The 24,368-nt window shown below is 76.2% G+C and carries 24 protein-coding genes and 1 riboswitch; of the genes, 10 read left to right on the top strand and 14 right to left on the bottom strand.

Annotated elements, in window-relative coordinates; translation table 11 throughout:
• Nucleotides 1-30: 30 nt before the first annotated feature.
• Together FBY24_RS19340 and FBY24_RS03000 are read right to left on the bottom strand one after the other, a co-directional pair.
• Nucleotides 31-156: a hypothetical protein gene (locus tag FBY24_RS19340; protein WP_255432190.1), complete on the bottom strand. Its 126-nt coding sequence runs from the start codon at nucleotides 154-156 to the stop codon at nucleotides 31-33.
• Nucleotides 157-494: 338 nt separating this feature from the next.
• A complete protein-coding gene (locus tag FBY24_RS03000) occupies nucleotides 495-1,832 on the bottom strand; it encodes a helix-turn-helix transcriptional regulator (RefSeq protein WP_255432191.1) in 1,338 nt (445 codons plus the stop codon).
• Between the two features lie 163 nt (nucleotides 1,833-1,995).
• Between FBY24_RS03000 and FBY24_RS03005 the strand changes: the two genes are divergently transcribed.
• Nucleotides 1,996-2,505, top strand: a complete 510-nt coding sequence (locus FBY24_RS03005) for an OsmC family protein (RefSeq protein ID WP_142157945.1) — start codon at nucleotides 1,996-1,998, stop codon at nucleotides 2,503-2,505.
• Nucleotides 2,505-3,215 (top strand): hypothetical protein, encoded by a 711-nt coding sequence (locus FBY24_RS03010; protein WP_142157947.1) that lies wholly within the window; start codon nucleotides 2,505-2,507, stop codon nucleotides 3,213-3,215. Before FBY24_RS03005 ends, FBY24_RS03010 begins: the two co-directional genes overlap by 1 nt.
• Nucleotides 3,216-3,296: 81 nt before the next feature.
• Here the strand turns inward: FBY24_RS03010 and FBY24_RS03015 are convergent, their stop codons facing one another.
• Complete coding sequence (locus tag FBY24_RS03015) at nucleotides 3,297-4,289, bottom strand: aldo/keto reductase (RefSeq protein WP_142157949.1); 993 nt, start codon at nucleotides 4,287-4,289, stop codon at nucleotides 3,297-3,299.
• 33 nt (nucleotides 4,290-4,322) lie between these two features.
• Between FBY24_RS03015 and FBY24_RS03020 the strand changes: the two genes are divergently transcribed.
• From FBY24_RS03020 to rocD, 3 genes are all read left to right on the top strand, one after another.
• Complete coding sequence (locus tag FBY24_RS03020) at nucleotides 4,323-4,850, top strand: SRPBCC family protein (RefSeq protein ID WP_222117199.1); 528 nt, start codon at nucleotides 4,323-4,325, stop codon at nucleotides 4,848-4,850.
• Nucleotides 4,851-5,086: 236 nt separating this feature from the next.
• The gene (gene ddaH, locus FBY24_RS03025; protein ID WP_142163111.1) at nucleotides 5,087-5,872 is read left to right on the top strand and encodes a dimethylargininase; all 786 of its coding nucleotides are present in this window, start codon (nucleotides 5,087-5,089) and stop codon (nucleotides 5,870-5,872) included.
• Nucleotides 5,869-7,092 carry an ornithine--oxo-acid transaminase gene (gene rocD / locus FBY24_RS03030; protein ID WP_142157951.1) on the top strand — a complete coding sequence of 408 codons (1,224 nt, stop codon included), beginning with the start codon at nucleotides 5,869-5,871 and terminating at the stop codon, nucleotides 7,090-7,092. The genes ddaH and rocD overlap by 4 nt, the downstream gene beginning before the upstream one ends.
• 63 nt (nucleotides 7,093-7,155) lie before the next feature.
• Here rocD and FBY24_RS03035 read toward each other — a convergent pair whose 3' ends face one another.
• Nucleotides 7,156-8,391, bottom strand: a complete 1,236-nt coding sequence (locus tag FBY24_RS03035; RefSeq protein WP_142157953.1) for a hypothetical protein — start codon at nucleotides 8,389-8,391, stop codon at nucleotides 7,156-7,158.
• Nucleotides 8,392-8,563: 172 nt separating this feature from the next.
• On the opposite strand from FBY24_RS03035, the gene FBY24_RS03040 reads away from it, so the two are divergent.
• Entirely contained in the window at nucleotides 8,564-9,037 is a 474-nt protein-coding gene (locus FBY24_RS03040; RefSeq protein WP_142157955.1) for an Lrp/AsnC family transcriptional regulator, read from the top strand.
• A gap of 22 nt (nucleotides 9,038-9,059) precedes the next feature.
• On the opposite strand, the gene FBY24_RS03045 is transcribed toward FBY24_RS03040, so the two are convergent.
• The 4 genes from FBY24_RS03045 to FBY24_RS03060 all read right to left on the bottom strand — a co-directional run bounded on the left by FBY24_RS03045 (nucleotide 9,060) and on the right by FBY24_RS03060 (nucleotide 12,833).
• Complete coding sequence (locus tag FBY24_RS03045; protein WP_142157957.1) at nucleotides 9,060-9,986, bottom strand: universal stress protein; 927 nt, start codon at nucleotides 9,984-9,986, stop codon at nucleotides 9,060-9,062.
• A 169-nt stretch (nucleotides 9,987-10,155) separates the two neighbouring features.
• Entirely contained in the window at nucleotides 10,156-10,662 is a 507-nt protein-coding gene (locus FBY24_RS03050) for an HNH endonuclease (protein ID WP_142163112.1), read from the bottom strand.
• Nucleotides 10,663-10,889: 227 nt separating this feature from the next.
• Nucleotides 10,890-11,672, bottom strand: a complete 783-nt coding sequence (locus tag FBY24_RS03055) for a C40 family peptidase (protein WP_142157959.1) — start codon at nucleotides 11,670-11,672, stop codon at nucleotides 10,890-10,892.
• A gap of 3 nt (nucleotides 11,673-11,675) precedes the next feature.
• Nucleotides 11,676-11,904: riboswitch (cyclic di-AMP (ydaO/yuaA leader) on the bottom strand.
• A 239-nt stretch (nucleotides 11,905-12,143) separates the two neighbouring features.
• Complete coding sequence (locus tag FBY24_RS03060; protein WP_142157961.1) at nucleotides 12,144-12,833, bottom strand: metal-dependent transcriptional regulator; 690 nt, start codon at nucleotides 12,831-12,833, stop codon at nucleotides 12,144-12,146.
• A gap of 112 nt (nucleotides 12,834-12,945) precedes the next feature.
• On the opposite strand from FBY24_RS03060, the gene serC reads away from it, so the two are divergent.
• Nucleotides 12,946-14,085 carry a phosphoserine transaminase gene (serC, locus tag FBY24_RS03065; RefSeq protein ID WP_255432192.1) on the top strand — a complete coding sequence of 380 codons (1,140 nt, stop codon included), beginning with the start codon at nucleotides 12,946-12,948 and terminating at the stop codon, nucleotides 14,083-14,085.
• 76 nt (nucleotides 14,086-14,161) lie between these two features.
• Here the strand turns inward: serC and FBY24_RS03070 are convergent, their stop codons facing one another.
• The 5 genes from FBY24_RS03070 to FBY24_RS03090 all read right to left on the bottom strand — a co-directional run bounded on the left by FBY24_RS03070 (nucleotide 14,162) and on the right by FBY24_RS03090 (nucleotide 20,077).
• A complete protein-coding gene (locus FBY24_RS03070; protein ID WP_142157964.1) occupies nucleotides 14,162-14,836 on the bottom strand; it encodes an LPXTG cell wall anchor domain-containing protein in 675 nt (224 codons plus the stop codon).
• A gap of 102 nt (nucleotides 14,837-14,938) precedes the next feature.
• Complete coding sequence (locus FBY24_RS03075) at nucleotides 14,939-16,768, bottom strand: DUF4012 domain-containing protein (RefSeq protein WP_160158412.1); 1,830 nt, start codon at nucleotides 16,766-16,768, stop codon at nucleotides 14,939-14,941.
• 79 nt (nucleotides 16,769-16,847) lie between these two features.
• A complete protein-coding gene (locus tag FBY24_RS03080) occupies nucleotides 16,848-18,212 on the bottom strand; it encodes an MFS transporter (RefSeq protein WP_142157968.1) in 1,365 nt (454 codons plus the stop codon).
• Nucleotides 18,209-18,634, bottom strand: coding sequence for a MarR family winged helix-turn-helix transcriptional regulator (locus tag FBY24_RS03085; RefSeq protein ID WP_142157970.1), 426 nt, complete (start codon nucleotides 18,632-18,634; stop codon nucleotides 18,209-18,211). Before FBY24_RS03085 ends, FBY24_RS03080 begins: the two co-directional genes overlap by 4 nt.
• Nucleotides 18,635-18,751: 117 nt before the next feature.
• Nucleotides 18,752-20,077 (bottom strand): UDP-glucose/GDP-mannose dehydrogenase family protein, encoded by a 1,326-nt coding sequence (locus FBY24_RS03090; RefSeq protein ID WP_140460642.1) that lies wholly within the window; start codon nucleotides 20,075-20,077, stop codon nucleotides 18,752-18,754.
• 200 nt (nucleotides 20,078-20,277) lie between these two features.
• On the opposite strand from FBY24_RS03090, the gene FBY24_RS03095 reads away from it, so the two are divergent.
• Both FBY24_RS03095 and FBY24_RS03100 read left to right on the top strand, forming a co-directional pair.
• Nucleotides 20,278-21,603 carry an EAL domain-containing protein gene (locus tag FBY24_RS03095; protein WP_142157972.1) on the top strand — a complete coding sequence of 442 codons (1,326 nt, stop codon included), beginning with the start codon at nucleotides 20,278-20,280 and terminating at the stop codon, nucleotides 21,601-21,603.
• A gap of 18 nt (nucleotides 21,604-21,621) precedes the next feature.
• Nucleotides 21,622-22,140: a VanZ family protein gene (locus FBY24_RS03100; RefSeq protein ID WP_142157975.1), complete on the top strand. Its 519-nt coding sequence runs from the start codon at nucleotides 21,622-21,624 to the stop codon at nucleotides 22,138-22,140.
• Here the strand turns inward: FBY24_RS03100 and FBY24_RS03105 are convergent.
• Nucleotides 22,098-23,573 carry an NCS2 family permease gene (locus tag FBY24_RS03105; RefSeq protein ID WP_142157977.1) on the bottom strand — a complete coding sequence of 492 codons (1,476 nt, stop codon included), beginning with the start codon at nucleotides 23,571-23,573 and terminating at the stop codon, nucleotides 22,098-22,100. The two genes, FBY24_RS03100 and FBY24_RS03105, sit on opposite strands and share 43 nt — an antisense overlap.
• Before the next feature lie 84 nt (nucleotides 23,574-23,657).
• Between FBY24_RS03105 and FBY24_RS03110 the strand changes: the two genes are divergently transcribed.
• Entirely contained in the window at nucleotides 23,658-24,359 is a 702-nt protein-coding gene (locus FBY24_RS03110; protein ID WP_142157979.1) for a low molecular weight phosphatase family protein, read from the top strand.
• The last annotated feature ends 9 nt before the right edge of the window (nucleotides 24,360-24,368 follow it).

Below are 24,368 nucleotides of genomic sequence, written 5' to 3' on the forward strand. Positions count from 1 at the left end.
CAGCGGCAGCGGTGCTGCGCGGGGCGGGGATCACTGCCCGGCGGACTTGCAGCACGGGCTCGCCAGCACCTGCTCGGGGGCGTGCGAGACGACGCCCCCGGCGAGGCCGAGGGCGGTGACGGTGGCGACGAGCACGGCGACGACGGACGACTTCATGGGGATCTCCTTCGGGCGGGCCGGACGTTCCGGCTCCTCCCGCATGGTCCCCAGGGCATCTCATGGGTGCAATGACTGTGGCCAGAGGCCTCTAGACATCACTCGGGCGCACCTGTGCAGGCGGACGACTGACCGCATCGTGGGCACGGGACGACCCCCGCCGCCCGGCCGCGGGCACGACGACGCACCCGCCCGGGCATCGCCCGGACGGGTGCGTGGAAGGGGGCACGTGCGTCCGCGTCGGCGGACGGCACGACGCGGGGGCCCGCGCGCATCGGTGCGCGCGGGCCCCCGCGGGACTGCTCAGCGCCGGGTCCGGCGCACGGGTCGGCGCCGGGTCAGCGCACGGGGTGGAACGCGCTCACGGGCGTCGGGCCGAGCAGCGTCGGGCGCACCCCCACACGGGCCGCCGTCAGCGCCCGCCGGTACGCCAGCGCGACCTCCTGCGCGTCGTCGCCCGCCTCGCGCAGCGTGTCCCCGAGCCGGCGCCACAGCGCCGCCGCGGGCCGCCCCGTGGCCACCGTGTCGAGCAGGTCCGCCGAGACGCGCAGCGCCTTGATCGCCCCGGGCCCGTCACCGGACGCCGCCAGCGCGGCCCCGAGCGCCGCGTGCGCGGACGCCGCGTCCCGCCGCTGACCGCCGGCCAGCAGCTCCGCCGCGTCCTGCGCAGCCGTGACCGCCTCGTCGACGCGCCCCAGCGCGAGCAGCGCCCGCGAGCGCACCGTGGCCGCGCGGGCCAGCTCGACGCGGGACTCGTCCAGCTCCAGGGCGGCGCGGGACGCGTCGAGGTCGGCGAGCGCCGCCTCGGGGCGCGGCGGCTCGACCGCGAGCAGCAGGTGCGCACGGTCCAGGCGCAGACGCGGCACGTCACGGTCGACCTCGTCGGCGCCCGAGAGCGCCAGGGCGGCGTCGATCTGCTCGACGGCCTCCTGCGGGCGCCCCACGGCCTCCAGCACGAACGCGAGGTTCCAGCGCACGGACGACAGGCCGCGCGCCGACCCGTGGGCGGCGGCCCGCTCCAGCAGCGTCCGGGACCGCACGAGGGCGTAGGTGACGTCGCCACGGGTGACGTAGGCCCACACGAGCGTGGACTCCAGGCGCAGCAGGGCGTCGGTCGCGTCGGCACCGTCGGCGACGGCCGCCAGCAGCTCCTCCCCGCGCGCGACGGCCCGGTGCGGCTCCCCCGCCTCGGTGAGGGCCATGACCAGGCGCGTGGCGGCGTACGCGGCGTCCGCGAACCGGCGGGCCGCGACGAGGTCGGCCGCGGTGCGCTCGAGCAGGCCGCACGACGCCTCGAGCTCGCCGGCCAGGTCGAGGGCCTCGGCGTGCGCGAGCCGCACGCGGGCGGCCGCGTCGACGTCCAGCGGGGCCAGGTCGACCTGCGCGAGCACCTGGGCGGCCGCGGCGGGCTGCCCGACGCGGTGCAGGCGACGGGCGTGGTCGAGGGCGGCGCGCACGACCCGGGCCGACGCGGACTCCTCGCCCTCGAGCAGGTGGTCGACGGTCACGCCGAGCGCACCGGCGACGCGGGACAGCGCGAGACGGCCCGGGGCTCGGGAGCCGCGCTCGAGGTGGGAGACGTAGCTGGCGTGCACGCCCGAGGCGCGGGCGAGCTCGGCCTGGCTCAGGCCCGCGCGCTCGCGGGCATCACGAAGTCGACGACTGACAGGGTGCACGAGCACACAGTAAGCAACACCCATGTCACACGGAAAGAGGGGCCTGACACCTCCACCCGTCCGCCGCCCGGTCTGCGCAGGTCCTCCCGGTCCCGGGCGCGGTCCCGCCGGACGGCCCGTGCTCGCCAGGACCGTGACGGACCGCCGTGCGAGGATCGGGCGCATGACGACCGAGCACGAGACCGTCGCCCCCGCCGCTGCCGCCCCGGCCGGGGCCGACGCGCCCGCCGAGGCGGCCCCGGACCCCCTGGCCAACGCCGGTGACACGCTCCTGTGGCTCGAGCGGACGGGCACGCGCCGCTACACCGGGCGCTCGTCGCGCGGGGCCGAGGTGCTGATCGGGTCGGTCGGCGACGAGGGCGCGTTCAGCCCGGGCGAGCTGCTGAAGATCGCGCTGGGCGCGTGCACGGGTCTGTCGTCGGACGCGGCGCTGGCCCGTCGCCTCGGCGACGACGTGACCGTGACGATCCGCGTGGGCGGCCTGGCGCACCCCACCGAGGACCGGTACCCGGCGCTGACGGAGGAGCTCGAGGTCGACCTGTCCTCGCTCGAGCCCGACGCGCGCGAGCGGCTGCTGACGGTGGTGCACCGCGCGGTCGACCAGCACTGCACCGTGGGGCGCACGCTCGAGCACGGTGCGACCACCACGCTCACGGTGACCGGGGAGCGCTGATGCCGGCCCTCGTGCAGCAGGCGCTCGACCGGGCCGTGCGCATCCCGTCGGCCACGATCCACGCCCACGTGGAGAGCGTGCGGCGCCGCAACCCCGAGGCCGACCCGGCGCGGATCGTGGCGCTGCTCGAGCGGGAGTACCTGCTCGTCGTCGCCGGTGCGGGCGGTGCGGTCGGCGCGGCCGCCGCGGCACCGGTGGTGGGCACGGGTGTGGCGACAGCGCTGACGATCGGGGACGTCGCGACGTTCTTCGGCGCGTCGGCGGCGTTCTCGCTCGCGGTGGCGTCGGTGCACGGGATCGACGTCGCGGACACCGAGCGCCGCAAGGCGCTGCTCCTGGCGACGCTGCTCGGGGAGTCCGGCGCCAAGGTCGTCGGCGACGCCGCGGAGATCTCGACGCTGCGCCTGGGGCGGGTGCTGCTCACGCGCATGCCGCGCTCGACGGTGAAGAAGGTCAACAACGCCCTGACGCGCAAGCTGCTGCGCACGCAGATGGTCCGGGTGGGCGGCCTGGCCGTCGGGCGGCTCGTGCCCTACGGGATCGGTGCCGCGGTCGGGTACGCGGGCGGGCGGGCGCTGGGCCAGACGGTCGTCAAGGGTGCACGGCTGGCGTTCGGCCCGCCGCCGGCGGGGTTCTCGGACGTGTTCGAGATCGCCCCGGCGGACGCCCCGGCACGGACGATCGAGGCGCCGCCCGGCACGCGTCGCTGACGTCGGCCCGGCACGCGTCGCCGACGTCCGCACCCCGAGGCTCGCCGCACCTCGCAGCACGCGGCGCCCCGGGAGCGGGTGTCACCAGCGGGCGTGCACGTGGGCGCGGATGCGCTGCTCGTAGACGTCGCGCAGCGCGGCGCGGGTCGCGTCGTCCAGCGGCGCCAGGTCGTCCGCGGCCGCGTTGCCGCGCGCCTGGTCGGGGGTGCGCGCCCCGGGGATGACCACCGAGACGCCGGGCTGGTCGACGACCCAGCGCAGCGCGAGCTGGGCGGTGGTGGCGCCCTCGGGCGTCAACGCGGCGACCTCGCGGGCCGCCTCGACGCCGACCTCGTAGGGCACGCCCGAGAACGTCTCGCCGACGTCGAACGCCTCGCCGTGCCGGTTGTAGGCGCGGTGGTCGTCGGCGGCGAACTGCGTGCTCGCGTCGTACCGGCCCGACAGCAGGCCGCTGGCCAGCGGGACGCGGGCGATGATGCCCACGCCCGCGTCGACCGCGGCGGGCAGCACGCGCGCCAGGGGCTTGCGGCGGAAGACGTTGAGGATGATCTGGACCGTCGCGACGTTCGGGCGCGCGATCGCCGCGAGCGCCTCCTCGACGGTCTCGACCGAGACGCCGTACGCCGCGGTGCGCCCGTCCTCGACGAGCCGGTCCAGGGCGTCGTACACGGAGCTGCGCGCGAACACCCCGGTGGGCGGGCAGTGCAGCTGGACGAGGTCGAGCGTGTCGGTGCCGAGGTTCTCGCGGGAACAGTCGGTCCAGCGGCGGAACGCGTCGTAGGTGTAGGCGTCGGCCACGTGCGGGTCGGCCCGGCGGCCCATCTTGGTGGCGACGGTGACCTTGCCCGCCAGCTCGGGGCGGTCCGCGAGGAACGCGCCGATGACGCGCTCGGAGCGTCCGTCCCCGTACACGTCCGCGGTGTCGAGGAAGGTGACCCCGGAGCCGACGGCCGCGTCGAGGACCTCGACCGCCGTCTCGTCCGACACCGTGCCCCAGTCGGCCCCGAGCTGCCAGCAGCCCAGACCCACGACCCCGACCTGGCGTCCCGTGCGCCCCAACGTCCTCGTCCGCATGCGCACGACCGTACCGCCCGTCAGCATGGTCCTGTGCCGACCCCGCCGAACGTGCCCGCCCCGCCCGCCGACGCCGCGCTGCCCTCGGGGCCCGGCACCGTGCTGCACACCCGCGAGATGTCCGTGGACGCCGCGACCGCGTGGGCGGCGCTGACGGACGCGCGCCGGCACGGCGCGTGGGTGCCGCTGACCCGGGTGGAGACCGACGGCGACCCTGCGGTCGGCACGCGGGTCGTGGCGGTCTCGGGGCCCGGTGCCCGCGGCGGGGCGGGCGGGTTCGTCGACCGGATGGTCGTGACCCGGCTCGACCCGCCCGGCGACGGCACGCCCGGGATCGCGGTGTTCGCCAAGCGCGGCCCGTGGCTGACGGGCAGCGCCGCGGTGGTGGTGACGCCGACGGGCGCGGGCCGGTGCCGCGTGACGTGGTCGGAGCACGTGCCGCTGCTGGGGCCCCTGCCGCCGGCGCTCACGGCGCGCCTGACCGCGCTGCCGCTGCTCGTCATGCTCCGGGTGGTGCTGGCCCGCGCGGCCCGCGAGCTCGAGGGCCGCGCGGCGCGCTGAGACCGGCCGCACCCGGCCCGGCCGCCGCTACGCAGGGCATCGGTGTTACGGGAGGGTTTCGACACAACAGATCGCCTGTCATCCCCGATCCGTCGCAACGGATCGCCGCGGAGCCGCAACGCGACCGGTCGGGTCCTGCGTCGGCGCGCTCGTACGCTCGTGCCGACCCGCAACCCCGACCGACGAGGAGCACCGTGCCCGCCGTCCAGCGCCAGGCCACCGCCCGCCACTACCTCATGTGCGAGCCCGTGCACTACACGGTCTCGTACGAGATCAACCCGTGGATGGACAAGACCCGGTACACCGACGTCGAGCTCGCGCTGCGCCAGTGGCGCACGCTGCGCGACACGTACCTCGAGCTCGGTCACACGGTCGACACCATCGACCCGCTGCCGGGCCTGCCCGACATGGTCTACGCGGCCAACGGTGCGACCGTCGTCGACGGCGTCGTCTACTCCGCCGCGTTCCGCCACCCGGAGCGCCAGCCCGAGGGCCCCGCGTACGAGAAGTGGTTCGCCGACCGCGGGTTCGTCACGCACACCGCCGAGCGCACCAACGAGGGCGAGGGCGACCTGCTGACGGTCGGCGACGTCGTCCTGGCCGGCACCGGGTTCCGCACCGAGCGGGCCGCGCACGCCGAGGCGCAGGAGCTCTTCGGCCGCCCCGTGGTCTCGCTGCACCTGGTGGACCCGCGGTACTACCACCTCGACACCGCGCTGGCCGTGCTCTCGTCCGACGCGGGCGACCCGCAGATCGCCTACTACCCGCCGGCGTTCTCGCCCGGCTCGCGCGCGGTGCTGCGCACGATGTTCCCCGACGCGGTCATCGCGACCGACACCGACGCCGCCGCCCTGGGGCTCAACGCGGTGTCGGACGGCAAGAACGTCGTCGTCGCCCCCGGGGCCACCGACCTGGCCGCGCAGCTGCGCGAGCGCGGCTGGGAGCCGATCCCCGTCGACACCAGCGAGCTCCTCAAGGGCGGCGGCGGCGCCAAGTGCTGCACCCTCGAGATCCGCCGATGACCACCGCCGCGCACCCCGTCTCGGCCCTCGCGCCGAACTACCACCCGCTGCCGGTCACGGTCGCGCACGGCGAGGGGTCCTGGGTCACGGACACCGCGGGGCGGCGGTACCTCGACCTGCTCTCGGCGTACTCCGCCCTGAACTTCGGGCACCGGCACCCGGCGCTCGTCGCGGCCGCGCACGCCCAGCTCGACCGGCTCACGCTCACCTCACGGGCGTTCGACCACGACCTGCTCGAGCCGTTCGCGAGCCGGCTGGCCGGCCTCGTGGGCCCGCTGCTGGCCGGGACGTCCCACCTGGTGCTGCCGATGAACACCGGCGCCGAGGCCGTCGAGACCGCGATCAAGGCCGCCCGCAAGTGGGGCTACGAGGTCAAGGGCGTGCCCGCCGACCGTGCGACCATCGTCGTCGCCGACGGCAACTTCCACGGCCGCACCACGACGATCGTCTCGTTCTCGACCGACCCGGACGCGCGCCGCGGCTTCGGCCCGTTCACCCCGGGGTTCGTCAGCGTGCCCTACGGCGACACGGACGCGCTGGCCGCCGCGATCGACGACACGGTCGTGGCGGTCCTGCTGGAGCCCGTGCAGGGCGAGCAGGGCGTCGTCGTCCCGCCCGACGACTACCTGCCCGCCGTGCGGGCCCTGTGCGACCGGGCGGACGTGCTCCTCGTCGCGGACGAGATCCAGTCGGGACTGGGCCGGACCGGCTCGACGCTCGCGTGCGAGCGCTGGGACGTGCGCCCCGACCTGGTCACCCTCGGCAAGGCGCTCGGCGGCGGGGTCGTGCCCGTCTCCGCGGTCGTGGGCCGGGCCGACGTGCTCGAGGTGCTGACCGCCGGCACGCACGGGTCGACCTTCGGCGGCAACCCCATGGCCTGCGCGGTCGGGCTCGCCGTGATCGACCTGCTGGCGCCCGGCACCCTGCAGGCCCGTGCCCGCACCCTCGGCGAGCGGATGGGCGAGCGGCTCGGCCCCCTCGTCGACGACGAGCGCCTGCGCGGGCTGCGCACCATCGGCCTGTGGGCCGGCCTGGACGTCGCCCCCTCCGCCCCGGGCGGACCCGCGACCGGGCGCGAGCTGTGCGAACGGCTGCTCGCCCGCGGCGTGCTGGCCAAGGACACGCACGGCGCCACGATCCGCCTCGCACCGCCCCTGACGATCGACGTCGAGGACCTCGACCAGGCCCTCGACCACGTCGTCGACGCCGTCCGCGGCTGACGCCGGACGCACTCGCCCCGTCCCCCGGCCGTCACCGGTCCGGGGCGGCGGGGCGGGAGCGTGTCAGCCGAACGTGATGGACGTGTACAGCCAGCCGTCGTACGAGACGGCGCCGATGTACGCGACCGAGTAGCTGCCGCGCATCACGGCGTCGTGGCTGGGCGAGTTGGCGTAGGCGTTGATCATGCCGGAGTACGACAGCGGCAGGACGCGGCCGACGATCTCGGGCGTCGCCCCGGAGTGCCAGATGCTGTTCGACGCGGCCATCTGCCGCGCGTGGTCCACGCGGGCGCCCGACCGCACGATGCTCAGGGCCCCCAGGCCGCGGCTGGCCCGGTAGGCGTTGAGCGCCGCCCCGACCGACCCGGCGGAGGCCTCCGCACCGACGACGGGCGCCGCCGCGGGCGCAGCGGCCGGCGCCGCCTGCCCGCCCGACGACCCCGACGACGCGGGCGCGGACCCGCCCCCGGGGGCGCGCCCCGTGCCGGCCGACGCGCGGGCCGCCGCGGCAGCCGCGGCGGCGGCCTGCTCGGCGGCGATGCGCTCCTGCTCGGCCCTCTGCCACTCCTGCTCGGCGACGGTGACCCGGCGGGTCGGCACCGCGACGGCGGCCGCGGCCGCGCGCAGCGCCACGGGGGACACGACCGCGGCGTCGGCGGCCTGCTCGGCCCCGGCGACCGCGTCGTCGAGGGCGCTCCGCAGCTCGGCGGAGGCGTGCGGCGAGGCGTCCAGGGCGTCCTGCCCCGTCTGCGCGGCCCGGGAGGCCGCGTCCGTGAGCTGCTCGCGCTGGGCGACGAGGACGGCCGCGCCCGCCGTCACCGCGCCGGTCCGCGCGGCCGACGCGTCGACCTGCGCCCCGAGCGAGGCGGCGGCCACACGGTCCTGCGCCTCCCGCACGGACCGGGCCTGCGCGGCGCGGTCCTGCCGGACGGCCCACCCCGCTCCCCCGGCCGCCACGAGCGCCACGGCGGCGACGACGGCGGCGACCCGCATCCGCCGGGGGCGCGGGCGCACCGGTGGCACGGGCCCGGCGGCCGTGCGGGGCTGCGGGACGTGGTCCAGCCCGCCGACGCGACGGGAGGCGGGGTGCGACGGCGCCGGGAGCGGGTGCGCGACGGCCCGCGGCCCGGGGGCGACGTCCTCGCCCGACAGCGGCCCGGCCTGCTGCGGGAACCCCACCTGGTGCGGGTGCGCGGCCTGCGCGGGGAAGGGCGTCTGCGGCGGCAGCGGCGTCCCGGTGGGGGGCGTCAGCACGTCGGTGGCCGGCGCGTCGGCCCCGTCCTCGTCGTGCGCGGGCACGCGTGGGTCCTGCCGTTCGCTCATCGGTTCCCCCCCGTTGGCGGCGTGGTCGGACGTCCGTCATGACCATCGGCAGGTGAAGCGTCCGACGTGAGCGCTTCTGTCGCAAATCGGCGCACGGACGTGCGGGGCGGGTGAACCGACGTGCGCCCCGGACCGTCATGATGGGATCGTGGACGGCACCCCCCTCGACGACCTCGACACGGCGATCCTCGCGGCCCTCGCGGACGACGCCCGGGCCACGTTCGCGCAGATCGGGGCACGGGTCGCGCTGTCGGCGCCGGCCGTCAAGCGCCGCGTCGACCGGCTGCGCGAGCGCGGCGTCATCCGCGGGTACACGGTCCGGCTCGACCCCGCGGCGCTCGGCTGGACCACCGAGGCGTTCGTCGAGCTGTTCTGCCAGGGATCGACCAGCCCCACGACCATGCGCACCGCCGTGGAGCGCTACCCCGAGGTCGTCGCCGCGAGCACCGTCACGGGCGACGTCGACGTCGTCGTCCAGGTGCGCGCCCGCGACATGCGGCACCTCGAGCAGGTCGTCGAGCGGCTCGCCGCCGAGCCCTTCGTGCACCGCACCCGCTCCACCGTCGTCCTCTCGGCGCTGGTCCGCCGCCCCGACGTCCCCGCGCTGCCCGGCGAGCCCTGACCCCTCGGCGGGGCCCCGCCCGTCAGGCCTCGACGTCGGCGCAGCGCTGGGTGACCACCATGACGGGGCACTGCGCGTGGTGCAGCACCGCCTGGCTCGTCGAGCCCAGCAGCAGCCCCGCGAAGCCGCCCCGGCCCCGGGAGCCGACCACCACGAGGTCCGACGCGGTCGAGAACTCCGTCAGCAGCTCGGCACCCGTGCCGTCGAGCGTGTGGCGCTTGACCACCGTGCCCGGGTGCGCGGCGACCGCCTGGTCGACGACGACGTCGAGCCCCTCCGCGACGTCACGCAGCACCTGCTCGTGGTCCACCGACGCCGGCAGCCAGGCCAGCACACCCGTCATGGACCCCACCGGCACGCCCGCGACCGCGTGCACCTCCGCACCCCAGGCCTGCCCCTCCCGGATCGCGTGCGCCAGCGCCACGGCCGCCTGCGGCGACCCGTCCACGCCCACGACGATCCGCTGGACGGGGGTGACGGGAGGCAGCGGCTCCCCCTCGGGGAGCGGGTGCCCGTCGACGCGCAGCGGCACCACGACCGTCGGGCAGTGCGCGTGCGCGGGCAGCGCCGACGACACCGTGCCGAGCAGCCGGTCCGCGAACCCGCCGCGCCCGCGGGTCCCCACCACGGCGAGCTCGACCTCGCGCGACATGTCGACCAGCGCCGCGGCGGCGTCACCCGTGACGACCCGCCCCGAGACCGCCACCCGGTCGCCGACGCGCAGCAGCGCCTCGTCGAGCACGGCCCGGGCACCGGCGCGGATGGTCTCGTCGTCGATCGCCGCGTAGCCGCCGTCGAGGGACGCCGCCGTGAACGACGGCAGCGAGTAGGCCACGACGAGCCGGAGCCCGAGGCCGCGCGCCAGCGCCTCCGCGACCGCCCAGTCGAGCGCGTGCAGGCTGGCCGCCGACCCGTCGACCCCCACGAGGACCTCGTGCTCGCGCGTCATGCCGTCCTCCTGGTGGTCCCGCGCGCCTCGTCGCGCACGGTGTCGGTGCCCCTGCACCACCCATGCTGGCACAGGCCCCGCGCACGACGAGGGCCGGAGGGCCCGGCCGGCCCGCCCGTGCGGACCGGCCGGCCGGCGTCGGACGCCCCCCGGGACCGAATGCCCGGTGTCAGGCGACCTCGGCGCGACCCTCCCCGAACCACTCCAGGTACGGCTCCCAGGCCGCCTCGTGCCGGTGGTGGCCCGAGGCGCCCAGCACCGTCGCCCGCGGCTGCGCGGGTGTGAACGCCAGCGTCCAGCCGAGCTCGGACAGCAGGTGGTCGGCCTTGCGGTGGTTGCACCGCCGGCACGCGGCCACGACGTTCTCCCACGCGTGCGGGCCGGACCGGCTCCGGGGCACCACGTGGTCGATCGTGTCGGCCCTGCCCGCGCAGTACGCGCAGCGCTCACGGTCGCGGTCGAGCACCGCCCGACGCGTGACGGGCACCCGGGAGCGGCGCGGGACGCGGACGTACCGGTGCAGGCGGACCACCGACGGGGCCTCGAGCACCAGGTGCTCGGAGTGCATGACGGCGTCCCAGGCCTCCTCGAGCACCGCCTTGTCGAGGAGGAGCAGCAGCACCGCGCGACGTACCGGGACGATGCACAGGGGTTCGTACGAGGCGTTCAGCAGCAGCGTCCGCGACGGCGCGCTCGCAGCGCGGTCGGGACCGGTGGTGGCGGGCGGGGCGGTCGTCAGCACGTGCACTCCTCGAGGTCGGACCGGCTGGCTGCCGGTCTGGGCGAAGAAGATCAGCGTGGGTGCGGGACCAGGGTACGCGCACCCCCATTTCCTGCGGCGACGCCTGCAGACGCGACGAGGCCCCGACGACGTGGTGTCGTCGGGGCCTCGTGGACATCTGCTCAGCCGATCCGGATGAAGACCGGGTTGCTCTGCCAGATCGTGCGGAACTGGACCGTCTTGCCGGGCCGCGGCGCGTCGATCATCTGGTTGCCGCCCGCGTAGATCGCGATGTGGCCGGGGCTCCACATGAGGTCGCCCGGCTGGGCCTCGGCCCGCGACACCACGGTGCCCGCGTAGCGCTGCGCCGACGACGTGCGCGGCAGGGAGACGCCGAGCTGCGCGTAGACGTACGAGGTGAAGCCCGAGCAGTCGAAGCCGGCGGGCGTGGTGCCGCCGGAGACGTACGGGACGCCGACCAGGCGGGCCGCGACCTCGAGGACCGCGTTGCCGGAGACCGACTGCGGGACCGCGGCGGCGGGGGCCGTCGAGACAGCCGCAGCGGTGTCGGTCGAGGTGGCGGCCTCGGCGCGCTCGGCGGTGCGCGAGGCGGCGACCGGGGTCTCCACGACCACGACGGGCGCGGGCTTCTCGGCCTTGACGACCGGGGCGTCGACCGTGAACTCCAGGTCGGCGGGGGCCGAGACCACGGGAGAGGTGTTCAGCACGGCACGGGCCGACGCGGTGAGCGCGGCGGTGTCGACCGAGGCGAGGGTCCCGGACGCCTGCGTGGCGGCGTTCGACGGGATGGCCATCATCGTGATCATCAGACCGGACGACGCGACGACGGCGGTGCGGCGACCCGCGGTGCCCATCTGCTCGGACGCCGCGTGGGCGAGGTCGGTGAGCGGCGTCGACGGGCGACGCGCCGAGCGGTGCCGCGCCTTCGTGATGCTGTCGGACAAGAGCTGGCCTCTCCTGTCGCCTACGAGGTGAGCTGTCGGGTTCGGGTGGGAGAACACCCGGCCGCGTCGGCCGCCGTCACCGTCCTGCACGTGGGTCGTGCAGAGCGTCACGTCGTCCGCCGCGGCTTCACCCCAAGGGCACCGTCTCCGGTACCCACGATTTGGGTCCCCCGCCCCTGCCGGCGAGTCGTACGGACCTGCGAGCGGTGGCAGGGTTCGGCGTGCCGCTCGAGGGCTCCCCGGAGGAGGGTTCCGGTGAAGCAGGACCGAACGTACCGCCCCTCGCAGGCATTGTCACGCTCCGGTCACGAACATCTCGGGGAGGTCATGGACGGCCGTCCGGTGCGGGCGCGCGACACGCCGTGCCGACCTGCGCCGACACAGGGCACGGCCGAGCGGGTGACAGGGCGGGTGACTTTCCGCGCGACGCGCCGGGAGCCGGTCGCCCGGCGTCCCACGGTGGGCTAGGAGTCAGACCGCCCCGACGAAGATGTGACGGGCCACGTCGTCGGGCAGGTCCAGCACGGTCGCAGCGCCCGGGGCCCCCACGGTCACGAAGCCCGCGGTGCGCTCCACGGTGACCTTCTCCCCCGGGCGCACGCCAGCCGCGGCGAGCCGGCCGAGCAGCTCGACGTCGACCTGGAGCGGCTCGGCGATGCGGGCCACGACGACGTCGCGGCCCAGCCCCTCCGCCCCCGTCAGCGGCACCACACCGTCGAGGAACCGCACGGGGGTGCGCTCCTCGCCGATCTCGTCCAGGCCCGGGATGGGGTTGCCGTAGGGGTCGAAGTGCGGGTGGTCGAGCAGGGCCGCGAGCCGGCGCTCGACGCGCTCGCTCATGACGTGCTCCCAGCGGCACGCCTCCTCGTGCACGTGCGGCCAGTCCAGCCCGATGACGTCCGTGAGCAGGCGCTCGGCGAGGCGGTGCTTGCGCATGACCCGGACGGCCTTGGCGTGCCCCGCCTCCGTGAGCTCGAGGTGACGGTCGCCCGTGACGACCACCAGGCCGTCGCGCTCCATGCGCGCCACCGTCTGGGAGACCGTGGGGCCCGAGTGGCCCAGGCGCTCCGCGATGCGCGCCCGCAGCGGCGTGATGCCCTCCTCGGTCAGCTCGTAGACCGTCTTGAGGTACATCTCCGTCGTGTCGATCAGGTCGCTCACCGGTCGGCCTCCTGCGTCGTGCTCGGGCGGCAGGGCGTGGCCCGCCGCGTGCTCGTCCCAGGGTAGTTGGTCCCACCCACGCGCCGCGGGCGCCGCGGCCTATCCTCGGCTCGTGCCCGCCGACGCCCTCGCCGCCCTGACGATCCCCGCCGACCTGCTGCCGCGCGACGGCCGCTTCGGGTCCGGGCCGTCGAAGGTCCGCACCGCCCAGCTCGACGCCCTCGTGGCCTCGGGGACCTCCGTGCTCGGGACCTCCCACCGGCAGGCGCCGGTGCGCGCGGTCGTCGGCCGGGTCCGCGCCGGCCTGGCCGCCCTGTTCGACCTGCCCGACGGGTACGAGGTCGTGCTCGGCAACGGCGGCGCGTCCGCCTTCTGGGACGTCGCCACCCTCTGCCTCGTCCAGGAGCGCTCCGCGCACGCCCGGTTCGGGGAGTTCGGCGCCAAGTTCGCCGCCGCGACGACGCGCGCACCGTTCCTCGCCGAGCCCCACGTCGTGACCGCACCCGCCGGCGGCGTGGCCGTCCCGACGCACGTCGACGGCGTCGACGCCTACGCCTGGCCGCACAACGAGACGTCCACCGGCGTCCTGGCCCCGGTGCGCCGCGTCGCCGGCTCGCGCGAGGACGGCGCCCTCGTGCTCGTGGACGGCACGTCCGCCGCGGGCGGGGCACCCGTCGACGTGGCGCAGACCGACGTCTACTACTTCGCGCCGCAGAAGTCGTTCGCGTCCGACGGCGGCCTGTGGCTCGCGCTCGCGTCGCCGGCCGCGGTCGAGCGGGCGGCCCACGTCGAGGCGTCGGGCCGGTGGGTGCCGGAGTTCTTGTCGTTCACGACCGCGGTGACGAACTCGCGGCTCGACCAGACGCTCAACACCCCCGCCGTGGCCACCCTGCTCCTGCTCGCGGAGCAGGTCGAGTGGATGCTCGCGCAGGGCGGGCTCGCGTGGGCGTCGGAGCGGACCGCCACGTCGTCCGGCCACCTGTACTCCTGGGCGCAGGCCCGCGACTGGGCGACGCCGTTCGTCACCGACCCGGCGCTGCGCTCCCCCGTCGTCGCGACGATCGACCTCGACCCCGCGGTCGAGGCCACCACGGTCACCGCCGTGCTGCGCCGGCACGGCGTCGTCGACATCGAGCCCTACCGCAAGCTCGGCCGCAACCAGCTGCGCGTCGGCGTGTACCCGGCCGTGGAGCCGGACGACGTGCTCGCCCTGACGGCGTGCGTCGACCACGTCGTCGACCGCATGGGCTGAGCCCCCGCCCGCCGACAGCACGAGAGCCCGCGACCAGCAGGTCGCGGGCTCTCGTGCGTGCAGCGTGCCGTGCGGGTCAGGCGTCCTGACGACGGCGGCGGGCGACCAGGAGCGCGGCGGCACCCGCGGCGAGCAGGGCCGCACCGCCCGCGGCGAGCGGCAGGGCCTGCGACCCCGTCGCGGCCAGCACGTCGGACCGCGACGTCGACGTCGGGCCCGCGGCGAGCACGTCGCTGCCCGAGGGGCTGGTGGCGCACTGCGGGGTCGACGGCGGGTACGCCACGTCGACCGTCGCGGTCGGGTTCACCTCGAACTGCACGGTGACGGTCGGGCGGACCCAGTCGTACTCGTCGCCCTCGACCCACTCGCCGTCCACGAGGCTCCAGCCGGGCCAGTCGACGCCCACGCCGTCCTCCTCGACCGCACCGGGCCACAGGACCGTGCCGTTCAGGGGCTGGTCGGGGTAGACGACCGTCGGGACGCCGTCCTTGAGGAACGAGATCGTCACCGTGGTGTTCGGCGTGCCCACCGGGTCGACCGCGTACTGCAGCTTCGGCACGTCGTTGTCGCAGATCGGCGAGATGACCGTGAGCTCGAGCTCGCACGGCAGCGGGTCGCCGTACTCGTCGGTGCCGCCCTCGCACCCGGGAGCGGTGGGGTTCGGGGTGGCGGCGGACGCCACGGCGGGGACGCCGAGGGCGAGGAGAGGGGCGAGGGCCGCGACGGCGACGGCCCGACGGAAGGCGCGCATGGCAGGCTCCGCTCGGAGATTCGGACGATTCCCCCTTATCGTCCCGGACCGGACGCGCGGAACCAAGCCGCCGAGCGGGTGATACCTCCCCACATGTCCGTTTCACCCGCTCGCGCAGGCGAACGCGTGCTCGCCCGGGGACGTGAGCGTCGGGGTCGTGCGGACCGTGGCCGCGCCGTCGTGCAGCGGCACCTCGACGGTGACCCGCTGGTCCTGGCCGGGCGCCAGCACCGACGAGATCCGCTGCACCGTGCGGCCGTCCACCTCGTCCCGGTCGCCGCCGACGACCGTCCCGTCGCGCCGCAGGGTCGGCGCGGGGTCCCCGGACGCGGACCACACCGAGACGACGGTCGCGAGCGACCCTGCCGGCACCCCGTCGGCGGTCCCCGTCACGACGAGCGGGAACGACGCCACGTCGGCCGGCGGGTCGTACGCGAGGTCCAGCACCACGGTCACGGCCGGCCGGTCGCCCGTGCACCGGGCGTCGGTGAACGTCACGTCCGTGGCGAGGTACGCCCCGACCTTGCCCTGCGTCGCGTCGTTGAGGAACACCCCGACCACGTCGTCGTGCGCCGGGTCGAGGAACGTGCCGCCGACGACGGTGCCCGCGAGCACCTCCTGCTCGGCCGGGCGCGCCGACCACACGCGCACGCGCCGCTCGTCGACCGTGCGCCGGACCGCGTCGAGCAGCGCGGGCGCGTCGCCGCGCCCGCTGGTGACGGCGTCGAGCACGGACGCGGCGACGGTCGCGAAGTACGCGTCCGCCGCGACGCCGTCGGGGTGGGTCAGGTACGCCTCCCGCAGCAGAGCACCGACGAGCCCGTCGCCGGACAGCTCTCCCCCGTCGGGGTCGTCGACGCCGCCGAGCGCCCCGACGAGGGTGCCGACGGCCACCGGGTCGGTGGCCACGACGCCGTCGACGGCGCCGCCCACGTCCCGCGCCCAGCGGGCGGCGACGAGCTCGGCGGTGCGGGGGAACTCGGGGGTCGCGGTCGCGTTCTGGACCCAGCGGCCGAGCGCGTCCGTGTGCACGGCGACCTCCTGCTCCGTGAGCGGGAGGACCGGCTCGTCGAGCGGGGGCAGGTCGGCCGTGGACCGCTGCGCCACCACCTCGAGCGCCCCCGCGTCGGCCCGCACCGCGGTGACCGACCCCACGATGCCGCCGGCGGTGCGCAGCTCGGCGGTGTTCAGGGCGAGGACGAGGTACGTGCGCGGCTCGTCGGCGCCGAGCATCGGCGGCAGCAGCGCCAGGGCGCCGGCCGCGGGTGCCAGCCGCTCGTCGGCCTGCGCCAGCGTCGCCCCGACGTCGCCGACCGGCCCGGCCAGCGCCCCGACGAGCCCGTCCGGGTCGAGGGCGTCCACCTGCGCGCGGGCCCGCGCGGTCGTGGCGGCGGCGGCCCCGACCTCGTCGGCCGCGACCTGCAGCGCGTCGACGTCCACCTGGCCGTCCGGGGTGCGCAGCGCACCGTCGAGCAGCGTGCCCACGGCGTCGAGGGCGGGCAGGGCGTCGGTGGCGAGGTCGTCGACGGCCACGGCGACCACGCGGACCGCCTCGAGCTGGGCGCCGACCCACGGGACGTGCTCCGCGAGCGCCCACACCGGGTCGTCGGTCGCCGCCCGGGCACGGGCCGTGCGCTCGCGGACCGCGACGAGGTCGGCGGACAGGTCGGTGGCGGCGGCGCCGGCGTCCGCCGGGTCGAGGTCGACGTCGGCCAGCAGGTCGCGCGCGTCCTGCAGCGCGGTGGCGGCCTGGTAGCCGCGCCAGGCCACCCAGCCGGCGAACGCGAGGAGCACGACGAGCAGGACCGCGACGACCACGCCGGCGCGGCGGGCGGTGCGGGCACGGCGCGGCCCGGCCGGGGCACCGGGCGCCCGCTCGTCGTCCGCGCCGGTGCTCGCGGCCGTTGGCGCGGCGTCGTCGCGTGTGCTCACCGGGCGATGGTCGCACGACGGACGAACCGGGCATCGGGCCCGGCGGCACATTCACCCGCGGGGGCGGCGGCGCGGACCGTCAGGCCGCGGACTGCGCGTCGGCGGCGTCCTGGGCCCCGACCCGGGCGGGGGCGGTGCGGGCGCGCTCGTTACCGGGGCGGGTGGGGTCGGGGCGGTGTGCGGCGTCGGCCAGGTGCACGACCTCCACGTGGGGGCGGCCGGCCACGTGGTAGCGCACCCGGACGTTCCAGTGGGTCCGGGCCCACCACGCGGCGCCGAGCGAGACCGCGAGGGCGCTGATCGAGCCGACGCCGATCGCCCAGCGGGCGCCGAACGTCTCCCCGATCCAGCCGACGACGGGTGAGCCCACGGGCGTGGCCCCGAGGAAGACCACCATGTAGAGGGACATGACGCGCCCGCGCATGGCCGGGTCGGTGCTCATCTGGATCGCGGAGCTGGCGGCGGTCATCATCGTCAGCGAGGCGAGGCCGACGGGGATGCACGCGATCGCGAACGTCAGGTAGGTGGGCATGAGCGCGAGCACGCCCGTGGCGACGCCGAAGGCGAAGGCCGCGCCGATGACCAGCCGCACGCGGGGCCGGTCGCGGCGCGCGGCGAGCAGCGCACCGGTGAGCGAGCCGATCGCCAGCACGGACCCGAGCACGCCGTACTCCTGGGCGCCGCGGCCGAACTCGGTGCGGGCCATGAGGGCGCTGGTGAGCTGGAAGTTCAGGCCGAACGTGGAGACGACGCCGACGACGACCATGATGACGACGATGTCGGTGCGGCTGCGGACGTAGGCGACGCCCTCGCGGATCTGCCCCTTGGCGCGCGGCGCGGACGGCATCGGGTAGAGCTCCGCGCGGCGCATCGCGGTGATCGAGACGATCGTCGCGGCGAACGAGACGGCGTTGATCACGAACACCCAGCCGGTGCCGACGGCAGCGATGAGGAGCCCGGCGAGCCCGGGACCGACGAGGCGCGCGGCGTTGAACGACGCGCTGTTGAGACCGACGGCGTTGGACAGCCGCCCCGCCGGCACGAGCTCGGCGACGAAGGTCTGGCGCACGGGCTGGTCGATGGCGGACACGCAGCCGAGCAGCCCGGCGAAGGCGTAGACCTGCCAGAGCTGGGCGTGGCCGGACAGCACGAGCACGCCGAGGCCCGCGGCGAGCAGGCCCTGCGCGACCTGGGTGGCGACGAGCAGCCGGCGCCGGTCGAACCGGTCGGCGAGCAGCCCGGCCCAGGCGGACAGGACGAGGGTGGGGCCGAACTGGAGCGCGGTGGTGATGCCGACGGCGACGCCGGAGTCGTCGGTCAGCTCGGTCAGGACGAGCCAGTCCTGCCCGACGCGCTGCATCCAGGTGCCGATGTTGGCGACGAGCGCGCCGGCGAACCAGAGCCGGTAGTTGCGGAAGGTCAGCGAGGAGAAGGTGGCGCTCACGCGGTGGTGATCCTCCTGAGGAGCTCGGCGGCGTCCCGCAGCGTGCGGCGCTCGTCGTCGTCGAGCTCGTCGAGGCGGGCGGCGAGCCAGGCGTCGCGGCGGCGGCGGGTCTCGTGGACCTCGGCCTCGCCCTCGGGGGTGAGGCTGACGACGACCTGCCGGCCGTCGGTGGGGTGCTCGTCCTTGCGGACGAGGCCGCGGTCGGCGAGGCAGCTGACGGTCCGCGTCATGGCGGGGGGCTGGATGCGCTCGGCGTCGGCCAGCTGGCCGGGCGACATGGGTCCGTCGCGGTGCAGGATCGCGAGGACGTTGAACTGGGGGTCGGACAGGCCGGCGTCGCCGCGCTCGGCCTTGAGGCGGCGGGTGGCCCGGCCCAGGGAGACGCGCAGCTCGGCGGCGAGGGTGAGGGCGGTGGTCGGCACGTGTCGTTACCCTACATCATTACCTCGGTTCACGACATTCGGTCACCCGGACGGCGCACGACGACGGCCCGCCAACCCCGGCAGGGGCGGACGGGCCGTCGAGGTCCGTACGGCGCGTCAGGGGCGGCCGAGCGCGCGGTACGTCCAGCCCGCCGCGCGCCACGACGCCGGGTCGAGCACGTTGCGGCCGTCGACCACGGCCTTCTGCGCCACCAGGGCGCCCACCGTCTGCGGGTCCAGCGCGCGGTACTGCTCCCACTCCGTGGCCAGCACCACGACGTCCGCACCGGCGACCGCGTCCTCGACCGTCGCGGCGTAGCGCAGGTCGGGCCACTTGGCGCGGGCGTTCGCCACGGCCTGCGGGTCCGTCACCGTGACGTGCGCACCCTGCAGCTGCATCTGCGCGGCCACCGACAGCGCCGGCGAGTCACGGATGTCGTCGGACTCCGGCTTGAACGCGGCACCGAGCACCGCCACGCGCTTGCCCACGATCGAGCCGTTGCAGACCTCGCGCACCAGGTCGACCACGCGCACGCGGCGGCGCATGTTGATCGAGTCGACCTCCTTGAGGAACGACAGCGCCTGGTCCACGCCGAGCTCGCCGGCCCGCGCCATGAACGCGCGGATGTCCTTGGGCAGGCAGCCGCCGCCGAAGCCCAGGCCCGCGTTGAGGAAGCGCCGCCCGATGCGCGCGTCGTAGCCGATCGCGTCGGCGAGGCGCGTGACGTCGGCCCCCGTGGCCTCGCACAGCTCGGCCATCGCGTTGATGAACGAGATCTTCGTCGCCAGGAACGAGTTGGCCGCGACCTTCACCAGCTGCGCGGTCGCGTAGTCCGTGACCACCAGCGGGGTGTCGTCGGCCAGCGGCGTCGCGTAGACCTCGTCGAGGACCTCGCGCGCCCGCACACCCTCGGCGGTCGGCTCGCCGTCGCCGTCCGTCGGCAGGCCGTAGACGAGGCGGTCGGGGTGCAGCGTGTCCTGCACGGCGAAGCCCTCGCGCAGGAACTCGGGGTTCCACACCAGCGTCGCACCCGTGCCCTCGAGGCGGGCCGCGAGGTCCTCGGCCGTGCCGACCGGCACGGTCGACTTGCCGACGACGAGGTCGCCCGGCTGCACGAACGGCAGCAGCGCCGTGAACGCGGCGTCGACGTACGACAGGTCGGCCCGGAACTCGCCGTGCTTCTGCGGGGTGCCCACGCACAGGAAGTGCACGCGGGCGCCGGCGGCCGCGGACATCTCCGTGCTGAAGGTCAGCCGGCCCGTGCCCTGGACGTCCGTGAGCAGCTCGGGCAGGCCCGGCTCGTAGAACGGTGCCGTCCCCGACGCGAGCTGCTCGACCTTGCGGGCGTCGACGTCGACACCCACGACCTCGTGCCCGAGGTGGGCCATGCTCGCGGCGTGGACGGCTCCGAGGTAGCCGCAGCCGATGACGGAGAGCCGCACGTCGTCCTCCTAGGTATGACGGAACCAGCGCAGACTACCGGGCCCGGCACGGCCCCCGGTGCGCCGACGGTCCCGCGCGCGGCACGCCGACGACGTGCGTGGCCGCGGCCCTGACGCGGGGTGATCCTTGGGGCGTCCGGGTGAGCAGGCCTGGCGTGTCCCCCGCGCAGGCGGCAGAGTCAGGTCATGGGGGAGGACGAGTGACGAACGACGAGCACCGGCGCGACGGCCCGCCCGTGGACCTCCTGCAGGTCGAACGACGCCGCAGCGGCACGACGGACCCGGTCACGGGGCGACCCAACCTGCCCGGGATCACCCCGTCGTGCACGGCCGGGATGGGCGAGGACCAGGTGCTCACCGTGGTCGCCGCCGCGACCGGGCCCCGCACGCTCGACGCCCTGCCGGGCCGCGGCGACGGCCTCGACGACGCCGAGCGGCTGCTCGCCGACCAGCTCGACGTGTGGGGCGACGGTCTGCCGGGCTCCGTGGTCAGCCCCGCGGACGGCACGGCCGTGTACCTCGCGCGCACGACCCACGCCGAGGCCCGCACCCTGCGCGCGCACCTGCCGCTGCTCGTCGAGCAGCTCGACCGCGGCGCGGGCCGCTCGCCGCTGCTCGCCGAGGCCCAGGGCGCCGCCGCCGAGTCCCCCGCGGTCGTCACCCGGGCCCTGTCCCGCCTCGCTCTGCCGCAGGGCCGTCTGCCGCAGCCGCACACCGAGGCGACCACGGTCGCGCGGACCCCGCTCTTCGACGCGTGGACGGGCACCCGGGTCGCGTCCCAGGTGCGCCACCACCCCAGCACCGTCGGCCCCCGGGACGCGCCCCGCGTGGAGCAGCTGCTGTCGATCACCCGACCCGCACCGTTCCTGGACACCGCGCGCGCCGTCATGGCGGCCACCGCCCGGTTCACCGACCCCCTGCGCGGTCACGGGCCGCTGCTGTGGGACGCGACCTGCGTGCTCGCGGCCGCCGGCCCCCAGCGCGCGCCCCTCGCCGAGCTGCTGGTCGAGCACTGCCCCGCGCACGTGTGGGTCGGCGTCGCGGCGTCGCTGCTCGACGGGCCGCCCGACGTGCTCGAGGCGCTCACGCTGCTGCGCGCCCGCGGGTCCACGATCGTGCTCACCGGGTACGGCTCGGGCCGCGAGACCCCCGAGGCGCTCGACGAGCTCCCCGTCGACGCGGTCGTCGTGGACCCGTGGCTCGAGCGCGGCGCGACCACCGCGTCCGGGGACCGCGCCGCCCACTGGGCGGTGCTCGAGCACGCGCGCCGGCACGGGGTCACCGCGCTGAGCCACACCCGCGCCACCGCGACCCTCATGCAGCAGGCCCCGGTCGACGCGCAGGACGTGCCGTGGCCGGTCGGCGGCGTCGACGTCGCCGCGCTCGCCCTCGTGTCCGACGCGCGCACCGCGGGCCTGTCCCTGCGCGAGACGACCGTGCTGGTCAACGGCGCCGGGCGCCGCACCCCCGCGGGGCGGCGCTGGTCGCGCTACGACGTCGCCCGCGTGTGGGCCTCGTTCGCGTGACCCGCCCGCACCCGACCCGTGGCTGAGCGCCGGGCCCGGCCACGACCCGTGCGGGCCGTGCGCGTGCTGCTCGTCGTCTACCTCGGGGCCGTCGCCGCGGTCACGCTGGGGCCGGCACCCGCCGACGCCGGCACGCTCTCGCGCGTCGAGCAGCTCGTGGCGTGGCTCTCGGGCCACGGCCTGCCCGTCACGTACCTCGGGGTCGAGGCGATCGCCAACGTCGTCATGTTCGTGCCGTTCGGCGTGCTCGTCAGCCTCGCCCTGCCGGCCGGCACCCGCGGGGGCGACCGGGTCGTGGTGCCGCTGGCCCTCGCCACGTCGGCGGGCATCGAGACCGTCCAGCGCTGGCTGCCGACCCGGGTGCCCACGCTGCAGGACGTCGTGCTCAACACCCTCGGCGCCGCGCTGGGCCTCCTGGCGCTGCGGGTGCTGCTCGCCCGGCGCCGGCGCCACGACGGGGTCGCCGCCCGCGCGGCAGGCGACGACCCCGGACGTCAGACGCCCAGCGCCTCGCGGATCGGGCCGAGCGTGAAGTAGACGACGAACGCCGCCGCCGCGACCCACATCAGCGGGTGCACGGTGCGCGCCTTGCGCACGGCCACCTTGATGACGACGTAGGCGATGAAGCCCGCGCCGATCCCCGCGGTGATCGAGTAGGTGAACGGCATCAGCACCATGGTGAGGAACACCGGCACGCCGACCTCGTACGAGCGCCAGTCGATGCCCGCGACCTGGACGACCATGAGGAAGCCTACGACGACCAGGACGGGCGCCGCGGCCTCGGACGGGACCATCGCGACCAGCGGGGACAGGAACGTGGCCAGCAGGAACGCCACGCCCGTGACGACCGAGGCCAGTCCCGTGCGCGCCCCGTCGCCGACCCCGGACGCCGACTCGATGTACGCCGTGTTCGACGAGACCGACCCCGCCCCGCCCGCGATCGCGCCGAGCGAGTCCACGACGAGGATGCGCTGCGCCCCGGGCGGGCTGCCCTCCGCGTCGAGGAGCTTGGCCTCGCCGCCGACCGCGACCATCGTGCCCATCGTGTCGAAGAAGTCCGCGAGCAGCAGGGAGAACACCAGCAGCAGCACCGACAGGGCGCCGATCTTGGCGAACGAGCCGAGCAGCGAGAACTGGCCGAGCAGCGACAGGTCCGGCAGCTGCACGAGCTGGTCGGGCAGCGCCGGCACGTTCTGGTGCCACCCCGTCGGGTTGTCCGCGCCGCCGGCACCCACGCCCGTGAGGGCCTGCACGACCACCGCCAGGACGGTCGTGCCGACCACCGCGATGAGCAGCCCGCCGCGCACCTGACGGACCTGCAGCACGATCGCGACGAGCAGGCCGACGACGAACACCGCGATGGGCCAGCCGGCCAGCGACCCGCCCACGCCCAGCTCGAGCGGCGTGCCGGCGCCGGGGCGGACGAAGCCTGCGTTGACGAAGCCGATGAGCGCGATGAACAGGCCGATGCCCACGCTGATCGCGGTCTTCAGCTCCAGCGGGACCGCGCGGAACACCGCCGTCCGGAACCCCGTGAGCACCAGGACCAGGATGATCAGGCCCTCGAGGACGACGACTCCCATCGCGTCGGCCCACGTCATGCCCGGCAGCGCCGCGATCGTGTACGCCACGACCGCGTTCAGGCCCAGCCCCGCGGCCAGCGCGATCGGGAAGTTCGCCACGACCCCCATGAGGATCGACAGGACACCCGCCACCAGCGCCGTCGCTGCCGCGATGGCCGGCAGGTTCGAGCCGTCGCCCGGGCCGCCGCCCAGGAACGCCCCCGTGCCGTCGGGCGCGAACCCGAGGATGAGCGGGTTGAGCACGACGATGTAGCTCATCGTGAAGAACGTGACGAGACCGCCACGGATCTCGGTGCCGACGGTCGAGCCGCGCTCGCTGATCTTGAAGAACCGGTCGACGGCGTTGCGGGGCGCCGTGCGCGTCTCCTCGTCCGAAGTGGTCGCCATGGGCGGAAGTCTGGCAGAGGACACGCGCACCCCCGGACGACCGCCGTCCCGGCGCGGGGCGCGCCCGGGTGGGATCATGCGCCGATGGACCCGCACCCCCGCCCCGTCACCGCGCCCGCACGGCGACCGGCGACGGTGCTGCTGGTGTGCACCGGCAACGTGTGCCGGTCCCCCGCGGCCGAGCGGGTGCTCGCCGCACGCCTGGCGGGCACGGGCGTGCGGGTCGTGTCCGCCGGGACCCGCGCGGTCGTCGGCGCCCCCGCGAGCGGGCCGATGGCCCCGCTCGTCGAGGCCGCCGGCGGGACGCTCGACGGGTTCGTCGCCCGGCAGCTGACCGCCGAGCTGGTCGACGCCGCGGACCTCGTGCTCACCATGACGCGCGAGCACCGCTCCGCGGTGAGCGTGCTCTCCCCCGCCGCCGTGCGGCGCACCACGACCCTGCGCGAGGCCGCGCACCTGCTGCGGGCGGCGGGCCGGGTGCCCGGCGGGTGGGTCGTCGACCGGGTGCGGGCCGTCCCGGACACGCTCGCGGCGACCCGCGGCCGCGTCGCGCCGCTCGAGCCCGACCCCTCGGGCTGGTGGCGCCGCGGCTCCGCGGCGCGCCGGGGCGCGGTGCACGCCGACGACGTGGTCGACCCCATCGGCGGCTCGGACGCGCTCTACCGGCGGTCGTTCGGGCAGATCCTGCCCGCCGTGGACGCGCTCGCCGCCGTGCTGCTGGCCCGGCCCGTGGGTGATCGTCCGGGCGGTCGGGCCCGCACCGGGCCGGCCGGGACGCCCGGCTGACTAGGCTCC

It is taken from the genome of Cellulomonas sp. SLBN-39, assembly GCF_006715865.1.
GTDB lineage: Bacteria > Actinomycetota > Actinomycetes > Actinomycetales > Cellulomonadaceae > Cellulomonas.

Bases quoted from the DNA above. Each gene is read 5' to 3' on its own strand.
- FBY24_RS19340 (WP_255432190.1), bottom strand. From the start codon at position 156: ATGAAGTCGTCCGTCGTCGCCGTGCTCGTCGCCACCGTCACCGCCCTC.
- FBY24_RS03005 (WP_142157945.1), top strand. From the start codon at position 1,996: ATGACGACCGAGCACGAGACCGTCGCCCCCGCCGCTGCCGCCCCGGCC.
- FBY24_RS03010 (WP_142157947.1), top strand. From the start codon at position 2,505: ATGCCGGCCCTCGTGCAGCAGGCGCTCGACCGGGCCGTGCGCATCCCG.
- FBY24_RS03015 (WP_142157949.1), bottom strand. From the start codon at position 4,289: ATGCGGACGAGGACGTTGGGGCGCACGGGACGCCAGGTCGGGGTCGTG.
- ddaH (WP_142163111.1), top strand. From the start codon at position 5,087: ATGTGCGAGCCCGTGCACTACACGGTCTCGTACGAGATCAACCCGTGG.
- rocD (WP_142157951.1), top strand. From the start codon at position 5,869: ATGACCACCGCCGCGCACCCCGTCTCGGCCCTCGCGCCGAACTACCAC.
- FBY24_RS03045 (WP_142157957.1), bottom strand. From the start codon at position 9,986: ATGACGCGCGAGCACGAGGTCCTCGTGGGGGTCGACGGGTCGGCGGCC.
- FBY24_RS03070 (WP_142157964.1), bottom strand. From the start codon at position 14,836: ATGCGCGCCTTCCGTCGGGCCGTCGCCGTCGCGGCCCTCGCCCCTCTC.
- FBY24_RS03105 (WP_142157977.1), bottom strand. From the start codon at position 23,573: ATGGCGACCACTTCGGACGAGGAGACGCGCACGGCGCCCCGCAACGCC.
- FBY24_RS03110 (WP_142157979.1), top strand. From the start codon at position 23,658: ATGGACCCGCACCCCCGCCCCGTCACCGCGCCCGCACGGCGACCGGCG.